Origin of the sequence: Herbiconiux daphne, assembly GCF_024979295.1 — a bacterium.
In the GTDB taxonomy this organism is placed as follows: domain Bacteria; phylum Actinomycetota; class Actinomycetes; order Actinomycetales; family Microbacteriaceae; genus Herbiconiux; species Herbiconiux daphnes.
The window spans coordinates 228541-246282 of record NZ_JANLCJ010000003.1 but is presented as its reverse complement, the minus strand read 5'-3'; the positions used below and the strand labels follow the sequence as shown (position 1 = coordinate 246282).

The following is a 17742-nucleotide window of genomic DNA, read 5'->3' as shown; positions in this document are numbered from 1 at the left end:
AGCTTAGGCCGGTCGGGCTAGGCTGTTGTGTCGTGAGTGATGCGCCGATTGGAATCTTCGACTCGGGCGTCGGTGGTCTGACTGTCGCCCGCTCCATCCGCGACCAGCTCCCGCGCGAGTCGATCATCTACATCGGCGACACGGCGCACTCGCCCTACGGGCCGAGGCCGCTCGCCGAGGTGCGGCAGTTCTCGCTCGAGGTGCTCGACGATCTGGTGGCGCAGGGCGTCAAGATGCTCGTGATCGCCTGCAACACGGCGTCGGCCGCCATGCTGCGCGACGCCCGGGAGCGCTACAGCGTTCCGGTGATCGAGGTCATCCAGCCCGCCGTGCGCACCGCCGTCTCGGTCACCCGCAACAACCGTGTCGGCGTCATCGGCACGGTCGCCACCATCACGTCGCGGGCCTACGACGACGCGTTCGCCGCGGCGCCCCACCTCGAGCTGTTCTCCCGGGCCTGTCCGGAGTTCGTGCGCTACGTCGAGGCCGGCGACACCACGAGCCGCGAACTCGTGGCGCTGGCCGAGCACTACCTCACACCGCTCGTCGACGAGGGCATCGACACCCTGGTGCTCGGCTGCACCCACTACCCGTTCCTCAAGGGCGCCATCTCCTACGTGGTCGGCGACGGCGTGCGCCTGGTGTCGAGCGACACCGAGACCGCGAACGACGTCTACCGCACCCTCGTGAGCGCGGGCCTGGAGCGCACGTCGCCGGGCCGTCCCGACTACCGCTACGAGGCCACCGGCGGCAGCGCCGCCGAGTTCATCCGGCTCGCCGAGCAGCTGCTCGGCCCGGAGGTGTCGGCGGTCGAACTCGTCGAGACCGGCACCATCCCCATCACCCACCCCGCAAGGAGCATCCTGTGACCGACACCACCACGAGCGCCGGCAGCCGCAAAGACGGCCGCACGCTCGACCAGCTGCGCCCGATCACCATCGAGCGAGGCTGGAGCGACCAGGCCGAGGGCTCCGCACTCATCTCGTTCGGCAAGACCAGGGTGCTGTGCACCGCGTCGTTCACCAATGGCGTTCCGCGCTGGAAGTCGGGCTCGGGCAAGGGCTGGGTGACCGCGGAGTACTCGATGCTGCCGCGCTCCACCAACGACCGCATGGATCGCGAGTCGGTGAAGGGCCGCATCGGCGGTCGCACCCACGAGATCTCGCGCCTGATCGGCCGTTCGCTGCGCGCCGTCGTCGACATGAAGGCGCTGGGCGAGAACACCATCGTGATCGACTGCGACGTGCTGCAGGCCGACGGCGGCACGCGCACCGCGGCGATCACGGGGGCCTACGTGGCGATGGCCGACGCCATCGAGTGGGCGCGCGAGAAGAAGTTCATCGGGCAGCGCTCCAAGCCCCTCATCGACAGCGTCTCGGCTGTCTCGGTCGGCATCATCGACGGCACCCCGATGCTCGATCTCGCCTACGTCGAAGACGTGCGGGCCGAGACCGACATGAACGTGGTCGTAACCGGCCGCGGACTCTTCGTCGAGGTGCAGGGCACGGCCGAAGGCGCGCCCTTCGACCGCAGCGAGCTCGACTCGCTGCTCGACCTGGCCCTCGTCGGCACAACCGAGCTCGCGCTGCTGCAGAACGCGGTGCTCGCCGGGCCGGCGGAGTAGGCGGCATCCGGATGCGCGTGGTGCTCGCGACCCACAACCAGCACAAGGTCGAAGAATTCCAGGGCATTCTCGGCGCGGTGCTGCCCGAGCTCGAGATCGTCGCCTACGACGGGCCCGAGCCGGTCGAAGACGGCACCACCTTCGCCGAGAACGCGCTGATCAAGGCGCGGGCGGCCGCCGCCCACACCGGGCTGGCGGCGCTGGCCGACGACTCCGGCATCTGCGTCGACGTGCTCGGCGGGGCGCCGGGCATCTTCTCGGCGCGCTGGGCCGGTCACGGCAAGGGCGCCCAGGCCAACCTCGACCTGCTGCTCGACCAGGTCGCCGACATCCACGACGAGCACCGCGGCGCGCAGTTCGCGTGCCACATCGCCGTCGTGGTGCCGGCCACCGGATTCGAGACGGTGGTGTCGGGTCATTGGCCGGGCCGGCTCGCCCGCAGTGCCCACGGCGGCGGCGGGTTCGGCTACGACCCGATCTTCGTGCCCGACGGCTACGACGTCTCGGCCGCCGAGCTCTCCGCGGCCGAGAAGAACGCCGTGAGCCACCGTGCCCGCGCGTTCGAGGCCGCGATCCCGGTGTTGAAAATGAGCGTCATTCCCAACTAGCGCGGTTTGTGGCGCAGGCCTCCGTGGGGCGGTTACCGTTGAAGGGTGACGAACGCATCCGGCCCCGGCGAGCACGGTTCGCGCGCCGGTTGCGGCCCGCAGACCGAGCACCTCGGCGTGCCCGCGGCCGAACGGGGCGCGGTCGAGGTGCCGGGCGGTCACTCCCACGGTCACGGCCATGGGGCAGGCGCGAACCGCTCGCGGCTCTCGATCGCCATCGCGATCGTGGCGACCGTGCTCGTGGTCGAAGCCCTCGGCGCCTTCTTCACGGGGTCGCTGTCGCTGTTCGCCGACGCCGGCCACATGCTCTCCGACCTCATCGGCCTGGTCATCGCGCTGATCGCCACCATCGTCGCCGCCCGCCCGGCCAACGACCGGCACAGCTACGGCTATCAGCGCGCGGAGGTGTTCGGCGCCCTCGTCAACAGCCTCATCCTCATCGTCGTCGCCGCCTTCGTCACGTTCGAGGCCGTGAGCCGGCTGGTCTCGACCGAGCCCGGCGACGTCAAGGCGCCGCTGATGCTGGTCGTCGCGGCCGTCGGCCTGGTGGCCAACTTCGCGTCGCTGATGATCCTGCGTGGGGGAGCGAAGACCTCGATCAACATGCGCGGCGCCTACCTCGAGGTGCTCGGCGACCTGCTCGGGTCGATCGCAGTCATCCTCGCCGCCGTGGTCATCCTGCTCACCGGCTTCGAGAAGGCCGACGCGATCGCCTCGCTGCTCATCGCGGCCATGATCGTGCCGCGGGCGGTCTCGCTGCTGCGCGATGTGGTGTCGGTGCTCAACCAGTCCACGCCGCCGGCGATGGATGTCGCGCAGATCCGTGCCCACATCCTCGACGAGCCGGGTGTGGTCGACGTGCACGACGTGCACGTCTGGGCCATCACGTCGGGGCAATACGTCTTCTCGGCGCACATCGTCGTGGAGCAGGCCGTGTTCGAACGCGGCGAGACCGGTCCGCTGCTCGATTCACTGAGCGGATGTCTCGACACCCACTTCGACGTCGAGCACTCGACCTTCCAGCTCGAGCCCGCCGAGCACGCCAAGCACGAAGAGAACCAGCACCACTAGCTCCCCGCCCCCGCCGAGTTGCGCCAAAGTGCCCTAACCCTGCGGGTTATAGGGCACTTTGGCGCAACTCGGCGGGGCGGGGGTTACTCGGGGTCTTTGCCGAAGACCTCGGGCTCGAGGGTCAGCTGCTCGGCGGCGCCGGTGATCTCGACCTGCTCGGCGTCGGCGGCCGCGGCATCCCGCTTCGCCTTGCGGGCGGTGCGGATGTAGTGGAACACGGTCGGGATGACGGTGAGCACGACCACGCCGATGAGCACCAGGTCGAGGTAGTTCTCGGCGAAGCTCTTCACGAACGGGATCTGACCCAGCAGGTAGCCGAGTAGCACGATGCCCGAACCCCAGATGAGGGCACCGACCGCGTTGTAGAGCGAGTAGCGGCGGTAGTTCATGTGGCCGATGCCGGCGGCGACCGGGGCGAAGGTGCGCACGATCGGCACGAACCGGGCCACCACCACGGCGAACGGACCGAATCGCTCGAAGAACGCGTTGGTGCGCTCGACGTTCTTCACGCTGAACAGCCCTGATTCCTTGCGCTCGAACACCCTCGGGCCGAGCTTGTGGCCGATCAGGTAGCCCACTTCTCCGCCGAGGAATGCGGCGAGCGAGATCGCGAGGCAGACCCACCAGATGTCGACGCCGAACTTGCCGCTCACCGCGAGCACGCCGGTGAAGAACAACAGCGTGTCGCCGGGAAGCAGGAAGCCGACCAGCAGACCGGTCTCGGCGAACACGATGGCGCACACGATCAGCAGGGCGACCGGGCCGAAAGCGCCCGCGAGAAGAGTGTTCGGGTCGAGCCAGGGGATCAGTGCGGCGGGGGCGGAGGCGGCGATCACAGGTGGTTTCTCCAGTCGTCGGGGCGGGGCATCCGCCCGGCGGCGCATTCTCGTTCAGGTGTGGCGGTCGAAGGTGCGGGAGAAGGGACTTGAACCCTCACGCTCGAAAGCACAGGAACCTAAATCCTGCGTGTCTGCCAATTTCACCACTCCCGCCGGAGTAATTCCAGTGTAGGGGGAGGGTCGCGGGCAGCTTCTCAGCGGGCGGCGGCGGGGCGGATGCGCGGCACATAACGAGGCACGTTACGCACCAGGATGCCGGCACCCACGATGCCCACGACCCCCACGAGGCCGGTGGCGAGCGACAGCGTCGCGATCGCCACGATGCCCGACACGGCGAGCGGTGCCAGCGCGGCCCCGGCGTCGGCGGTGAACCGGAACGCGCCGAGGAACGGCGCCGGATCGTCTCGCGGGGCGAGATCGGCGCTCAGCGTCATGATGATGCCGCTGCCCACGCCGTTCGCCACGCCCATCACGATCGCCACCGCGATGAACCAGCCGGCCGCTCCCGGCAGGTCGTGGGTGAACGACAGCACGATGAGGGCGATGCCCATGCCCACCATCGACGGCACGACGCTCCAGAGCCGACCGAACCGATCCATGATCTGGCCGCTGGTGTAGAAGAGGGCGAAGTCGGCGGCAGCGCCGATGCCGATCACGAGAGCCGTGGTCGACTCCGGCAGGCCGATGCTCACGGCCCAGAGCGGCAGGATCGCCATACGGCTGGCGCGGAGCGCGCCCACGACGCCGGCGCCGCTGCCGACCCGCACGAGCACCCCGCGGTTCCGCCAGATGGTGTGGAAGAGCCCGGCCGACTCGGCGCGCACCAGCTGCGCGCCGGCATCCGGCTCGCCCTTCGGCGCGCGCGGATCGGGCAGGAAGAACAGCAGCACGGTCACCGCGGTGGCGCAGGCGATCTGCACCCAGAACGCGGCCTGCACCGTGCCGGTGAGAGCGATCACCGCGGCGCCGACGAACGGGCCGACGAACCAGCCGCCGCGAAAAGCTCCGCCGAGGGTCGAGAGCGCGCGGGCCCGGAGGGGGACGGGCACGAACGCCGTCATGAACGCCTGGCGGGCGAGGGCGAACACGGCCGCCGAGAGCCCGAGGAAGAAGATGCCCACGCCGAACATGGCCGCGTTCACGGCGAACTGCGCCACGAGCACGGCCGCGATGGCGAGCAGCCCGGCGATGATCATCGCCCGCCGTTCGCCGATCCTCGACACCAGCACGCCGCTCGGGATGTCGCCGACCAGCTGGCCGACCACGATCATGGCGGCGATGAATCCCGCCCCCGCGAGTCCGGCGCCGAGCGACGTCGCGACCCCGGGGATGATGGGGATGACCGCCCCCTCGCCGATCGCGAACAGGAACGCCGGCAGCAGGGCGGGCAGCGCGATCGACCGGAATCGGAACTCGGTCGTCGTGGCGCTCATCCAAACTACTTTACGCCGGGCAACCATCTTCCCGTGCCATTCCCGGTGCAGAGCGGCGGCACACCCCTGGGGCCCGGTCGCTAGACTGGGCCCAAATGCTAGATATCGATCTCTCCGAACAAATCGCCGCGCTCCGAACCACGTTCGCCGACATCCGCTCGGTCGTCGACGTCGACGGCCTCAAGGCCGAGATCGCGAGGCTCAGCGAAGAGGCCGGGGCGCCCGATCTCTGGGACGACACCGACAAGGCCCAGAAGGTCACGAGTGCGCTCAGCCACCGGCAGGGCGAGCTCGCGAAGATCGAGAGCATCGAGAGCCGCCTCGACGACCTCGAGGTGCTGGTCGAACTCGCCAACGAGGCCGGCGACCAGGAGTCGGCCGACGAGGCCAAGGCCGAGCTGACCGACATCCAGCGGGTGCTCGGCGACCTCGAGGTTCAGACGCTGCTGAACGGCGAGTTCGACGCACGACCAGCCGTCATCACCATCCGCTCGGGCGCCGGGGGAGTGGATGCCGCCGACTTCGCCGAGATGCTGATGCGCATGTATCTGCGCTGGGCCGAGCAGCACGGCTACAAGGCGACCGTGATGGACACGAGCTACGCCGAAGAGGCCGGCATCAAGTCGGCCACCTTCGAGATCGACGCCCCCTACGCCTTCGGCACGCTGAGCGTCGAAGCCGGAACGCACCGCCTCGTGCGGATGAGCCCGTTCGGCGCGGCCGGCAAGCGCCAGACCAGCTTCGCCGCGGTCGAGGTCATCCCGCTGATGGAAGAGGCCGCGGCCATCGAGATCCCCGAGAACGACATCCGGGTCGACGTGTTCCGTTCGTCGGGCCCCGGCGGTCAGTCGGTCAACACCACCGACTCCGCCGTGCGCATCACCCACCTCCCCACCGGCACCGTGGTGTCGATGCAGAACGAGAAGAGCCAGATCCAGAACCGCGCGGCCGCCATGCGCGTGCTCGCCTCACGCCTGCTGCTGCTGCAGCGCGAGGCCGAGGCGGCGCAGAAGAAGGAGCTGGCGGGAACCATCACGGCCAGCTGGGGCGACCAGATGCGCAGCTACGTGCTGGCGCCCTACCAGATGGTCAAAGACCTGCGCACCGACTACGAGGTCAACAACCCGTCGGCCGTGTTCGACGGCGACCTCGACGGCTTCATCTCAGCCGGCATCCGCTGGCGCAAGCAGCCCGACCGCGACTGAGACGTCGCATCGCGACCTCCCGAACATGTGAATTCTATGAATCGGCGTGGCCAGCGCGTCGTGCCCGGGAATCGCGGATGCCCTGCTTAGGCTCATCTCGTCATGATTCGGTTTGATCACGTAACCAAAACCTACCGCGGCACGAAGCGGCCCGCGCTGAACTCGATCGACCTCGAAATCCTGCGCGGGGAGTTCGTCTTCCTCGTCGGAGCATCGGGTTCGGGCAAGTCGAGCTTTCTGCGGCTCATCCTCAAAGAAGACCGGCCCACCTCCGGCAACATCCACGTGCTGGGGCAAGACCTGAATGCGATCTCGAACCGCAAGGTGCCCTATTTCCGGCGCAACCTCGGCGTGGTCTTCCAAGACTTCCGCCTGCTGCCCGGCAAGAACGTGTTCGACAACGTGGCCTTCACCCTGCAGGTGATCGGCAAGTCGCGCGGCTTCATCCAGGAGGCCGTACCCGACGTGCTGCAGATGGTGGGTCTCGCCGAGAAGGCGAACCGCCTGCCGCACGAGCTCTCCGGTGGTGAGCAGCAGCGCGTGGCCATCGCCCGAGCCGTGGTGAACAAGCCCGCCATCCTGCTCGCCGACGAGCCGACCGGTAACCTCGACCCCTCGACCAGCGCGGGCATCATGACCGTGCTCGAGCGCATCAACGCCGGGGGCACCACGGTGGTCATGGCCACCCACGACAACGCCATCGTCGACCACATGAAGCGCCGCGTGATCGAGCTCGTGACGGGCCAGATCGTGCGCGACGAAGACCAGGGCGGCTACGGCATGACCGCCGAGATCGCCCTGCAAGACTCCGGGCTCACCGCCGAGATCGCGCTCGGCGACGGTCTCGTGCGCCCGGTGGGGCCCGCCCAGCCGCACGTCGCTCCGCCGCGCTACACGCCGCCGATGCCGGGCACCAACACCACGTCGACGCCGGTCGTGACGGAGGCTGCCGCCGCGCAAGCCGCTGCCGCCGCGCAGGCCGCGGCCCAGGCGGCAGCGGCCCAGGCTCCCGCCGCCCAGCCCGTCCCCGCCCACTCTCCGGCGACACCAGCCCCCGCGCACGCGCACACGCCGGCCGCCGCCCAGCCCGCACCCGTGCCCTCCCGCACCGCACCCCCGGCACCGCCCGCAGCGACTCCCGCCCCGCGGCCCGAGCCCGTGCGCGAACCGGTCACCGTTCCCGCCGCGCGCAGCGAGCAACCGGATGCGCGTGAGCAGTACCAGGCCTACACCCGCCCCGTGACCGGCCAGACCGCACCGGTCGCCGCTCCCGTGGCCGCGCCCCAGGCGCATCCGTCGACGCCTCCGATGCCGCAGACCCAGTCGAACCCGCGGGTCGACCCGGCCGACCCGGCGACCGAGTCGCTCACCCTGGCCGAGAAGCTCGGCCTCCGTGCACCGGGTGCTCCGGCCGACGCGGCGAAAGACCAGAACGTAGGGCCCACCACATGAGATTCGCACTGATCCTGGGCGAGGTCGGCACCGGCCTCCGCCGCAACGTCTCGATGGTCATCTCGGTCGTGCTGGTGACGTTCATCTCGCTGACCTTCGTCGGCGCGGCCATCCTCCTGCAGATGCAGATCGGCCAGATGAAGAACTTCTGGTACGACAAGGCGCAGGTGGCCATCTACATGTGCACCGCGACATCCGGAGGCGACAACTGCGCGGGGGGCGAGGCGAACGCCGATCAGATCGCCACCGTGCAGGCCCAGCTCGACTCGCCGACGCTGCAGCCCTTCATCGACAAGTACTACTTCGAGAACCACGAGCAGGCGTTCGAGAACTTCCAGAAGCAGTTCGCCGGCAACCCGGTCACCGACTACGTGACGGCCGACCTGCTCAGCCAGACCTACTGGGTCAACCTCAAAGACCCGTCGCAGTCCGATGTGCTGGTCGAGAGCCTCTCGGGTCTCGCCGGCGTCGACAGCGTGACCGACCAGCGAAGTTATCTCGAGCAGATCTTCTCGATCCTGAGCGCCGCCAGTTACACCGCGATCGGCATCGCCGCCCTGATGCTCGTGGCCGCCGTGCTGCTGATCGCCACCACCATCCGGCTCTCGGCGTTCTCCCGCCGGCGCGAGCTGGGCATCATGAGGCTCGTCGGCGCGTCGAATCGGTTCATCCAGACGCCGTTCATCCTCGAGGGCATCATCGCCTCGCTGATCGGCTCGGTGCTGGCCGGCGTGGCGATCTGGGCGATCGTGAAGTTCTTCGTGCAGGGCTGGCTGGCGCCGCAACTGCCGTTCACGTCGTTCGTCGGCGACAGCGACACCGTCATCGTGGTGCCGATCCTGATCGTGGTGGGCGCCCTGCTCGCTGCGCTCTCGGCGAAGTTCGCCATCACGCGCTATCTGAAGGTCTAGAACCGCCGAACCCGGCCCGCCGAACCGCTATGCTGGTGGGCTGCCGGATTCGCCGGCGAGAGACTGCCGAGGAGAACACCGTGCCACGCGAACGCGGAGAGAAGGTCGTCGCGACCAACCGCAAGGCGCGGCATGACTACACCATCGAAGACACCTATGAGGCCGGACTCGTGCTGACCGGCACCGAGGTGAAGTCGCTGCGGGCCGGCCGGGCGTCGCTCGTCGACGGCTACGCCTACATCGACGGCGGCGAAGCCTGGCTCGACGCCGTGCACATCCCGGAATACAACGAGGGCACCTGGAACAACCACCCTCCCCGGCGCAAGCGCAAGCTCCTGCTGCACAAGGAGCAGATCGTGAAGATCTCGCACAAGACCAAAGAGGGCGGCTACACCCTCGTGCCCCTACGGCTCTACTTCAGCGACGGTCGCGCGAAGGTCGAGATCGCGGTGGCCAAGGGCAAGCGCGAATACGACAAGCGCCAGGCCCTGCGCGAGCGGCAGGACAAGCGCGAGGCCGACCGCGCCATCTCGAGCCGCCGCAACCTCGGCGACTGACCAACCGTCAGCTGTCCAGGTCGTAGCGCACGCCCGTCAGGTCTTCGGCCAGGCTCCAGAGCCTCCGGCCGATCGCCGGATCGCGCGCGTAGGGCTTCGCGCCCACGACGGCCGGCGCACCCTTGAGCTGCCGCCAGCCGTCGGGGCCCCAGTACTGGCCGCCGGCCGCGCCCGGGTCGACCGCGGCCGCCACGATCGGCAAGGCACCGGCGTCTTTGCCCTGACCGATCACCGAATAGGCCGCGCGCACCGGCGCCGCGCCGCGCTTGGGCCGGGGCAGGATGTCGCGGGCCGGGGCCAGTTCGTCGACCGCGAACCCCGGATGCGCGATGAGGCTCGCCGTCGGCGAGCCCGAGAGCCGAAGCCGACGGTCGAGCTCGAAGCCATAGGTCATCACCGCGAGCTTCGACCGCCCGTAGGTGCGGAACTCCCGGAACCGCGCGGTGCTCTGCAGGTCGTCGAGGTCGAGCCGGAAGAACTCGTGACTGATGCTGCCGAGGTGCACGATCCGGGTGCCGGGGTGCGCGGTGAGGGCGGGCAGCATCCTGCCGATCAGCGCGAAATGGCCGAGGAAGTTCGTGCCGATCATCGACTCGAAACCGTCGGCCGTCTCCTTGCGGCCCTTCGACGACAGCACCCCCGCGTTCGCGATCAGCGCGTCGATGCGCGGCAGCGTCGCGAGCTCTGCGGATGCCGCGGCCACCGACTCGAGGTCGGCCAGGTCGAGGCGCACGAAGCGGGCGTCGGCTCCCGGCACCCGCGCGGCGAGCGACGCGAGCGCAGCGGAGCCCTTCTCGGCACTCCTCGCGGCGACCACCACCGTGGCGCCGGCCGCGGCGAGCTGCTCGCTCGCCCAGTAGCCGAGGCCGCCGGTGCCTCCGGTGACGACGTAGACCCGGCCCTCGAGGTCGGGGAGCGCTTGGCGCGGCGCAGGCCGGCTCATGCCAGCGGGGTCGAGGCCGAGAAGCGGGCGTGCACCGAGGCGTCGACCGAGATCATGCTGGGCCGCAGTTCCATGCCGCCCCCGCCCGGGGCGCCCTTCGCCATCATCATCATGGCGCCCGCGGGCGGCTGTCCGGCGGGGTTGTCGAGCAGGCCGGGGTCGCTGATCGACAGGGCCGTGAGGTCGCCGAGGCCCAGAGCATCGGCGTATTCGTGGGCTTTCGCTACGGCGTCGGCGATGGCCTCCTGGCGGGCCTCCGACTGCAGGGCGCGTTCGGTCTCGCGCGACAGCAGCCAGTCGATGCCGTCGATCGCGATGCCCTCGCGAATGGAGACGACGTCGATCCACTCCGAGAGCGCCTCGAAGTCGTCGAACTCGGCGTCGACGAACACGGCGCTGTGGAATTCCACCGGCAGCCGAGCCCCGTCCTGACTCCAGGGCCGCTGGCCCCACACCCGGATGTCTTCGCTGTGCCAATTGCGCACCGGACCGTTCTGCTCGTCGAGGATCGACTCCAGCGAACCGGTCAGCGACTCGTGGGCCGCGCGCGTGGCCGCCAGCACGCTGTCGCGCTTCGACCCTTCGAAGCCGACCCCGATGCGCACGCGGGCGCGCTCGGGGTTGCGTCGCAGCTGGCTGGAACCCGCGACGGTGATGATGGTCTCAGACATGCCTCCACGATATTCCATGCGGATGCATGCCTCCCGGGTGTGCGCAGCCGGCCGCCGGATGTCGTATACTAGAGGGCTGCCTGAGAGAGGTTTTCGAGGGCGGCTTTGGAAACTCAACAGCGTGCGACAGTGACCCCGCTCGGGGATGATCGGTTTCGACATCGCCTGCGAAACTGCGAGAAGCGGGTCGAGAATGCGGAGTTATCTCGTAAACGTCCTCCGCAAAACATAAGTGCCAATTCAAACAGCACTGTTGCGGCCAAGAAGGCCTCCTTCGCCCTTGCGGCGTAGGACTTCCTTCCTAGCTAATTAGCAACTGTCGGTCCGGGAATGCTCTCTACCCGGGTTCCGGCATTATCTAGAGAGATTGCTGCGTGGTTGTGCCTCAGGGCCACGCGGGACGTGCACTGGGACTGGGCTCGTCGACCTAGATGCCTGTAGCAAAGGTCGGAGCCGAGCAGAACGCCTCAACAGGCTACGCCCGTAGAAGGCGCAGAATCACAGCGATGGACGGGGGTTCAATTCCCCCCATCTCCACCACCGGTCACTGTCGCACGTTGTGAGACCAGCGCGTGAGATCGCCGCGCTCCACCGCTCTGGCGTCAGCCTTCCGGCGATCAGCCGAGCGCCTCGCCCGTGGGGTCGGGCGCCGAGTCGTCGACGAGTTCGAGGCCGCCCACCGGGGTGCCCTGCCAGTGCGTGGTCAGCCAGCCCTCGGCCGCCGAGCCCTCGAGCGTGACCACGCCGGTGTTCTCGAGCGGGTGCGCCCGCGAGAAATCCGCGTCGAGGTTGCGCGACGACCACGACGCCCAGGTGCGGATGGCGGCACCGTGGCTGAAAACGGCCACCGTCCCGTCGGGGTGCCGCTCGCTGATCTCGCCGATCGCCCGGTCATAGCGCTCGTAGAACTCGGTGCCGTTCTCGCCGCCGGGGATGCGCGCGCTGAAGTCGGTCCACCAGGTGAAGATCGTGCTCATGTAGCCGTGGATGGCCTCTTTGTCGCTGCGCCCCTCGAAGTCGCCGGCATCGATCTCCTGCAGGCCCTCGGTGATGACGGGCTGCAGGCCGAGCGCGGCCGCCAGGGGAGCGGCGGTGAGCTGGGTGCGCACCATCGTCGACACGTAGATCGCCTCGATCGGCTGATCCGCGAGCGCGGTCGGCACCGCCGCCGCCTGCTCGAACCCGAGCTCGGTGAGCCCGGGCCCCGGCACAAGGGTGCCGAGGGCGCCGTGCACGTTGTCGATCGTCTGGCCGTGTCTGATCAGGAGGAGTCGCATCCGTTCCAGCCTACGGCCAGCCGCTCCCGCAGGCGCACGGCGTCGAAGGGAGCGTGACCGCGGGCGTCGTTGTCGAAATAGACGTAGACGTCGCGCCCGTCGGCACCACTCAGCCACCCGCGGGCGTCGTCGGCCCAGCGGTCGAGCGCGTCGTCGTCGTAGCCGCTCGCGTAGAGCTCCTCCGCGCCGTGCAGACGCACATAGACGAAGTCGGAGGTCACCGCCCTGATCATGGGCCAGCGGCCGGCCGTGTCGGCGATCACCGTTCCGATGTCGTGAGCCGCCAGCAACGCGGTGAACGCGTCGGTCTGGAAACTCGGATGCCGCACCTCGAGGCAGTGCCGCAGCGGCGCATCCGTCTCCGTCTCGACGAAGGCGCGACCGTCGAGCTTGTCGTCGTGCTGCCGGGCGAGGTCGCGCGCCTGCAGCGTCGTGCGCGGCAGTTCGTCGAAGAACTCGGCGAGCACGTCGGCATCGAACTCGAACCGTTCGGGCAGTTGCCACAGCACCGGCCCGAGCGTGGGCCCCAGGGCGAGCACTCCCGAGGCGAAGAAGTTCGCCAGCGGGGTGCGGATGCCGCGCAGCCTCTTCATGTGGGTGATGAACCGGCCGCCCTTCACCGCGAAGACGAAGTCGGCCGGCACCTCGCTGCGCCAGCGCCGGTAGCTCTCCGGTCGCTGCAACGAGTAGAACGATCCGTTCAGTTCGACCGAGTCGAGGTGCCGGCCCACGAACTCGAGCTCACGACGCTGGGGGAGCCCCTCGGGGTAGAAGTCGCCCCGCCAGCTCGGGTAGCGCCATCCGGAGATCCCCACGATCGCGCGCGCCATGTCGTGGAGCGTACGCTGGTGCCAGCCGCGCCGAAAGGAACTCCATGACGGATTCGCGCACCTTCGTGATCGTCGGAGCCGCCCTCGCGGGCGCCACCGCCGCCTCGACCCTGCGGGAGGAGGGCTTCGACGGCCGCATCGTGCTCGTCGGGGCCGAGTCGCATCAGCCCTACATCCGTCCGCCGTTGTCGAAGGACTACCTGCAGGGGGCGGCCGACCGCTCCACGGTGTTCGTCGAGCAATCGGACTGGTATGCCGCGCACGACGTGGAACTCCTCACCGGGGTGCGGGCGCTCGGAGTCGACCCGGTCGACCGCCTGGTCGCGCTCGACAACCTGCGGGAGCTCCCCTACGCGAAGCTGCTGCTCGCGACGGGGTCGACTCCCCGCCGGCCCGACGTCGAGGGCGCGGAGCTCGACGGCGTGCACATGCTGCGCACGCTCGACGACTCGGAGTCACTGCGCGCCGTGTTGGCCGGCGGTGGCAAGCGGGTCGTGGTGGTGGGGGCCGGATGGATCGGGCTCGAGGTCGCCGCCAGTGCCACCACGCTCGGCAACGACGTCGTGGTGCTCGATCGTGGGCGGGTTCCGCTGGCCTCGGCGCTCGGCGAGCGCGTGGGCGCGGTGTTCGCCGCGCTGCACCGGGAGCACGGCGTGCAGCTGCGGCAGCAGGCATCCGTCGATCGACTGATCGGCACGGGCGGCGCGGTGACCGGGGTGGTGCTGGCCGGCGGCGAGCGCCTCGAGGCCGACGTCGTGGTGTTCGGGCTCGGGGCCGCGCCCGTGCTCGACCTCGCCGAGTCGGCGGGGCTCGAGTGCGCCGACGGGGTGGTGGTGGATGCCGCGCTCCGCACGAGCGCCCCCGACATCCTGGCGGCCGGCGACATCGCGAACGTGCTGCATCCGCGGGTGGGGCTCCGGCTGCGCAGCGAGCACTGGGCCAACGCGCTGGCCACCGGGGCTGCCGCCGCCCGGTCGATGCTCGGGCTCGAGGTCGGCTACGACGAGATCCCCTACTTCTACACCGACCAGTTCGACCTCGGCATGGAATACTCGGGCTACGGTCCGCTCGCGAAGGGTGCGGAGGTCGTGTTCCGGGGAAGCGTCGATGACCGGGAGTTCGTCGCCTTCTGGCTGCACGAGGGCCGGGTGGTCGCGGGCATGAACGTGAACGTGTGGGACGTCAACGAGACGGTGCAGCGCATCATCCGCGGTGGCGCGGTCGTCGACCCGGTCGCCCTCGCCGACACGTCCGTTCCTCTCGACGAGTTCACTACCTGACAAAACGTCATTTCTCTGTACAATCATCAGAGGTGAGCATTTCCCAGCTTCGCCGGATTGGAACAGAGGATGAATCCTTCGTCGGCGCGCCGCGCCTTGACAGTCGTGTCGGTCGGGCTCGTGGCGAGCGCCCTGGGCGGATGCTCCGGCGGCGGTGCCGGCTCGAGCGGAGCCGCCGATTTCTCGGGCGTGCAATCGGCGACGATCCAGATCGAGTCCGACGGCACCTTCGCGAACCCCGACAACGGGCAGACCGAGGAGCAGGCGGGCCTCGGCTCCGGGTTCTTCATCTCGGCCGACGGCCTGGCCCTGACGAACAACCACGTCGTCGTGGGTGCGGGCACCATGAAGGTGCGCGTCGGGGGTGAGGGCTCCGACTACAACGCCGAGATCCTCGGTTCGTCGGAGTGCCTCGACCTCGCGGTGATCAAGGTCGACGGGTCGGGCTTCCCGTTCCTCGACTGGCAGAAGGGCGACGTCACGACCGGCGAGGAGGTCTACGCCGCCGGCTTCCCGCTGGGCGACCCCGAGTTCACCCTCACCAAGGGCATCGTGTCGAAGAACGACACCCCGGGGCAGTCCGCCTGGGCGTCGATCGACCACATCATCGAGCACGACGCGAAGATCCGGCCCGGGAACTCGGGCGGGCCGCTCGTGAACGCGTCGGGCGAGGTGGTGGGCGTCAACTACGCCAGCGTGGCCGAGAACGACTCGAACTTCGCCATCCACCGCGACGAAGCCGAGAAGGTGGTGCAGAAGCTCATCGACGGCGACGACGTGCAGAGCCTCGGCGTCAACGCGCAGGCGCTGCCGCTCGACGACCAGGGTGAGTCGCTCGGCGTCTGGGTGAGTTCGGTCAAGGCCGGGTCGCCCGCCGACGCCGCCGGCATCCTGCCCGGCGACGTGCTCACCCGCATGGCGGGCAAGACGCTGGCGAGCGACGGCACCCTCGAGGAGTACTGCGACGTCATCCAGACCCAGGGCACCGACGGCACGATCGACGTCGACGTCTACCGCCCCTCCGACGACGCGCTCTACCGCGGGCAGTTCAACGGCAAGCCGCTCGAGGCGGTCACGGTTCCGGGCCACGGAGCCACGTCGGCCGGCCCCGACGACCGGGCCTACACGACGGTGTACGACGACTCGGGAGTTCTCGGCGTCGAGGTGCCGGCCGACTGGACCGACGTCGACGGTGCATCGTTCACAGGCATCAACGGGCACGAGTTCCTCGACGTGCGGGCCAGCACGAATCTGCAGCAGTTCGCGGAGTCGTGGGGCACGTCGGGGGTCACCCTGTCCGCCGCCGAGATGGCCGACGACCTCACGCCCGAGGCGATCTTCGCGTCGTTCGCCGACCTGACGGCGCAGTGCACGCCGGCCGAGACCGACGCCTACTCCGACGGCGTCTACGAGGGCCAGTACCAGTACTTCACCGCCTGCGGCGGGGTGAGCGACTACGCGATCGTGGTCGCCTACCCGAGCGATCAGAGCTACGTGGTGGTGGTCAGCGTCGCGATCGCGAGCGAAGCCGACCTGCCCGCGATCGAGCACGTGATGGGCAGCTTCGCCGCGGTGTTCTGATCCCGGTCGCCGCTCACTCGGCGACCCCGGCGAGCGAGCCCGTCACGGGCCCGTCGGGGTCGCCGATGATGCAGCTCACGAGGCGGTCGTCGCCCTCCGACCACGATCGCTCGGTCGGCGCGAAGTAGCTGTAGGCGTACTGCGAGTCGTCGTAGGCGATGCCGACGAACGGCTCGAATTCGTCGAGGCATCCGCTTTCGGCGCTGTCGGCCACGTCGGATTCGCCCGGGAAGTCGTCGCCCGAGAGGTCGAAGTCGGCGTACACCTCGAAGTCGTGGGGGTCGCCGCAGTCGACCACGGGCACCTCGGTCACCTCGGTGCCCGGAGCATCGTCGAAGCACTGGCCGACCGAGATCGTGAAGACGTCGGTGTCGTTCTGTTCGGGCTGGGCCTCGGCGTTCGGCGTGCTGCCGGAGCCCGACGCCGCGCCCGGGCCGTCTGCGCCCGAGTCGGCGGCGGTGCACCCCGCGAGGGCGAGGCCGAGGCACAGCGCCAGTGCGCCCAGGGCCGGAGCACGCCGGGCCAGCACGTGGCGGGTCAGCACGCGGCGGGCCGGCGCCGGCGCCGACCGCTCCGTCGTCGCGCCGGTCACTGCCGGGCGCGACGCACCCGCGCGCTCAGCGCGAGTCACGACCGCCGCCGACGATGCCGAGCACGGCGTCGTGCACGAGCCCGTTCGAGGCGAGGGCGCTGCCGCCCCAGGGCCCGGGTTCGCCCTCGACCGAGGTGAACCGGCCCCCGGCCTCCTCAACGATCGGCACCAGGGCCGCCATGTCGTAGGGCTTCAGATCGAACTCGGCCGCCACCTCGAGCTGCCCTTCGGCCACCATCATGTACGACCACATCTCGCCGTAGGCACGCGTGCGCCACACCGTCCGGGCGAGGGCGGTGAGGTCGTCGAGCCGGCCCTCCTCGTCCCAGCCCTTGAAGCTGTTGTAGCTGAGCGAGGAGTCGGAGAGATCGGAGATGCCCGACACCCGGAGCCGTCGCGGGGCATCCGCGCCGCCGTCGAGCACGTCGGTGGTGAAGGCGCCGGCTCCCTCCGCCGCCCACCATCGCCGGCCGAGGGCGGGCGCGCTCACCACTCCCACCACGGGAACACCGTCGACGGCGAGCGCGATGAGCGAGGCCCACACCGGAACCCCGCGCATGAAGTTGGCGGTGCCGTCGATCGGGTCGACGATCCACTGCCGGTCGGACTCCCCGGCCGTTCCGAACTCCTCACCGAAGATGGAGTCGGTGGGCCGGGTGAGGGTGAGCTCTTCGCGGATGACCCGCTCGACCGCGCGGTCGGCATCCGTCACCGGCGTCATGTCGGGCTTCGTCACGACGGTGAGGTCGGTGGCACGGAACCGCGACCGCGACACGGCGTCGGCCAGGTCGGCGAGCCGCAGGGCCAGCGCGAGGTCGTCGGCGTAGGGGCTCGTCGGGGGTGCTGCGGCGGCAGGAGTCGAGGTCAC

18 protein-coding genes, 1 tRNA gene and 1 other RNA gene are annotated in these 17742 nt (G+C 69.5%); 11 read left to right on the top strand and 9 right to left on the bottom strand.

Going from position 1 to position 17742, the window contains the following annotated elements:
* The first annotated feature begins 32 nt into the window (after positions 1-32).
* The 4 genes from murI to N1032_RS09885 all read left to right on the top strand — a co-directional run bounded on the left by murI (position 33) and on the right by N1032_RS09885 (position 3303).
* On the top strand, positions 33-869 hold the full coding sequence (murI, locus tag N1032_RS09900; protein WP_259538892.1) for a glutamate racemase: 837 nt from the start codon (positions 33-35) through the stop codon (positions 867-869).
* Positions 866-1624, top strand: coding sequence for a ribonuclease PH (gene rph / locus N1032_RS09895; RefSeq protein WP_259538891.1), 759 nt, complete (start codon positions 866-868; stop codon positions 1622-1624). Before murI ends, rph begins: the two co-directional genes overlap by 4 nt.
* 11 nt (positions 1625-1635) lie before the next feature.
* A complete protein-coding gene (gene rdgB, locus N1032_RS09890) occupies positions 1636-2232 on the top strand; it encodes an RdgB/HAM1 family non-canonical purine NTP pyrophosphatase (protein WP_259538890.1) in 597 nt (198 codons plus the stop codon).
* Between the two features lie 147 nt (positions 2233-2379).
* Positions 2380-3303 (top strand): cation diffusion facilitator family transporter, encoded by a 924-nt coding sequence (locus N1032_RS09885; protein WP_259539179.1) that lies wholly within the window; start codon positions 2380-2382, stop codon positions 3301-3303.
* 83 nt (positions 3304-3386) lie between these two features.
* On the opposite strand, the gene N1032_RS09880 is transcribed toward N1032_RS09885, so the two are convergent.
* The 3 genes from N1032_RS09880 to N1032_RS09870 form a co-directional block, all read right to left on the bottom strand.
* The gene (locus tag N1032_RS09880) at positions 3387-4139 is read right to left on the bottom strand and encodes a DedA family protein (protein ID WP_259538889.1); all 753 of its coding nucleotides are present in this window, start codon (positions 4137-4139) and stop codon (positions 3387-3389) included.
* 74 nt (positions 4140-4213) lie between these two features.
* Positions 4214-4295, bottom strand: a tRNA-Leu gene (locus tag N1032_RS09875).
* Between the two features lie 41 nt (positions 4296-4336).
* A complete protein-coding gene (locus tag N1032_RS09870) occupies positions 4337-5575 on the bottom strand; it encodes an MFS transporter (RefSeq protein WP_259538888.1) in 1239 nt (412 codons plus the stop codon).
* Between the two features lie 95 nt (positions 5576-5670).
* Between N1032_RS09870 and prfB the strand changes: the two genes are divergently transcribed.
* The 4 genes from prfB to smpB all read left to right on the top strand — a co-directional run bounded on the left by prfB (position 5671) and on the right by smpB (position 9700).
* Positions 5671-6780: a peptide chain release factor 2 gene (prfB, locus tag N1032_RS09865; RefSeq protein ID WP_259538887.1), complete on the top strand. Its 1110-nt coding sequence runs from the start codon at positions 5671-5673 to the stop codon at positions 6778-6780.
* A gap of 102 nt (positions 6781-6882) precedes the next feature.
* A complete protein-coding gene (gene ftsE / locus N1032_RS09860) occupies positions 6883-8232 on the top strand; it encodes a cell division ATP-binding protein FtsE (RefSeq protein ID WP_259538886.1) in 1350 nt (449 codons plus the stop codon).
* The gene (gene ftsX / locus N1032_RS09855; RefSeq protein ID WP_259538885.1) at positions 8229-9143 is read left to right on the top strand and encodes a permease-like cell division protein FtsX; all 915 of its coding nucleotides are present in this window, start codon (positions 8229-8231) and stop codon (positions 9141-9143) included. The genes ftsE and ftsX overlap by 4 nt, the downstream gene beginning before the upstream one ends.
* An 80-nt stretch (positions 9144-9223) precedes the next feature.
* Positions 9224-9700: an SsrA-binding protein SmpB gene (smpB, locus tag N1032_RS09850; protein WP_259538884.1), complete on the top strand. Its 477-nt coding sequence runs from the start codon at positions 9224-9226 to the stop codon at positions 9698-9700.
* Positions 9701-9707: 7 nt separating this feature from the next.
* On the opposite strand, the gene N1032_RS09845 is transcribed toward smpB, so the two are convergent.
* Together N1032_RS09845 and N1032_RS09840 are read right to left on the bottom strand one after the other, a co-directional pair.
* The gene (locus tag N1032_RS09845) at positions 9708-10643 is read right to left on the bottom strand and encodes an oxidoreductase (protein ID WP_259538883.1); all 936 of its coding nucleotides are present in this window, start codon (positions 10641-10643) and stop codon (positions 9708-9710) included.
* On the bottom strand, positions 10640-11314 hold the full coding sequence (locus tag N1032_RS09840; RefSeq protein WP_259538882.1) for an SIMPL domain-containing protein: 675 nt from the start codon (positions 11312-11314) through the stop codon (positions 10640-10642). Before N1032_RS09840 ends, N1032_RS09845 begins: the two co-directional genes overlap by 4 nt.
* Before the next feature lie 141 nt (positions 11315-11455).
* Between N1032_RS09840 and ssrA the strand changes: the two genes are divergently transcribed.
* Positions 11456-11854, top strand: a transfer-messenger RNA (tmRNA) gene (gene ssrA, locus N1032_RS09835).
* Between the two features lie 77 nt (positions 11855-11931).
* On the opposite strand, the gene N1032_RS09830 is transcribed toward ssrA, so the two are convergent.
* Both N1032_RS09830 and N1032_RS09825 read right to left on the bottom strand, forming a co-directional pair.
* Positions 11932-12591 (bottom strand): histidine phosphatase family protein, encoded by a 660-nt coding sequence (locus tag N1032_RS09830; protein WP_259538881.1) that lies wholly within the window; start codon positions 12589-12591, stop codon positions 11932-11934.
* Positions 12576-13421: a DUF72 domain-containing protein gene (locus N1032_RS09825; protein ID WP_259538880.1), complete on the bottom strand. Its 846-nt coding sequence runs from the start codon at positions 13419-13421 to the stop codon at positions 12576-12578. The genes N1032_RS09830 and N1032_RS09825 overlap by 16 nt, the downstream gene beginning before the upstream one ends.
* Before the next feature lie 44 nt (positions 13422-13465).
* On the opposite strand from N1032_RS09825, the gene N1032_RS09820 reads away from it, so the two are divergent.
* The gene (locus N1032_RS09820; protein WP_259538879.1) at positions 13466-14701 is read left to right on the top strand and encodes an NAD(P)/FAD-dependent oxidoreductase; all 1236 of its coding nucleotides are present in this window, start codon (positions 13466-13468) and stop codon (positions 14699-14701) included.
* A gap of 69 nt (positions 14702-14770) precedes the next feature.
* Positions 14771-16282: a S1C family serine protease gene (locus N1032_RS09815; protein ID WP_259538878.1), complete on the top strand. Its 1512-nt coding sequence runs from the start codon at positions 14771-14773 to the stop codon at positions 16280-16282.
* A gap of 13 nt (positions 16283-16295) precedes the next feature.
* Here N1032_RS09815 and N1032_RS09810 read toward each other — a convergent pair whose 3' ends face one another.
* Positions 16296-16913 carry a septum formation family protein gene (locus N1032_RS09810; protein ID WP_259538877.1) on the bottom strand — a complete coding sequence of 206 codons (618 nt, stop codon included), beginning with the start codon at positions 16911-16913 and terminating at the stop codon, positions 16296-16298.
* Positions 16900-17742, bottom strand: a complete 843-nt coding sequence (locus N1032_RS09805) for an inositol monophosphatase family protein (protein ID WP_259538876.1) — start codon at positions 17740-17742, stop codon at positions 16900-16902. Before N1032_RS09805 ends, N1032_RS09810 begins: the two co-directional genes overlap by 14 nt.

Excerpts from the sequence above, each read along its gene's own strand:
- rdgB (WP_259538890.1), top strand. The coding sequence starts at position 1,636 with ATGCGCGTGGTGCTCGCGACCCACAACCAGCACAAGGTCGAAGAATTC.
- N1032_RS09870 (WP_259538888.1), bottom strand. The coding sequence starts at position 5,575 with ATGAGCGCCACGACGACCGAGTTCCGATTCCGGTCGATCGCGCTGCCC.
- prfB (WP_259538887.1), top strand. The coding sequence starts at position 5,671 with ATGCTAGATATCGATCTCTCCGAACAAATCGCCGCGCTCCGAACCACG.
- ftsE (WP_259538886.1), top strand. The coding sequence starts at position 6,883 with ATGATTCGGTTTGATCACGTAACCAAAACCTACCGCGGCACGAAGCGG.
- ftsX (WP_259538885.1), top strand. The coding sequence starts at position 8,229 with ATGAGATTCGCACTGATCCTGGGCGAGGTCGGCACCGGCCTCCGCCGC.
- N1032_RS09845 (WP_259538883.1), bottom strand. The coding sequence starts at position 10,643 with ATGAGCCGGCCTGCGCCGCGCCAAGCGCTCCCCGACCTCGAGGGCCGG.
- N1032_RS09840 (WP_259538882.1), bottom strand. The coding sequence starts at position 11,314 with ATGTCTGAGACCATCATCACCGTCGCGGGTTCCAGCCAGCTGCGACGC.
- N1032_RS09830 (WP_259538881.1), bottom strand. The coding sequence starts at position 12,591 with ATGCGACTCCTCCTGATCAGACACGGCCAGACGATCGACAACGTGCAC.
- N1032_RS09825 (WP_259538880.1), bottom strand. The coding sequence starts at position 13,421 with ATGGCGCGCGCGATCGTGGGGATCTCCGGATGGCGCTACCCGAGCTGG.
- N1032_RS09820 (WP_259538879.1), top strand. The coding sequence starts at position 13,466 with ATGACGGATTCGCGCACCTTCGTGATCGTCGGAGCCGCCCTCGCGGGC.
- N1032_RS09815 (WP_259538878.1), top strand. The coding sequence starts at position 14,771 with ATGAATCCTTCGTCGGCGCGCCGCGCCTTGACAGTCGTGTCGGTCGGG.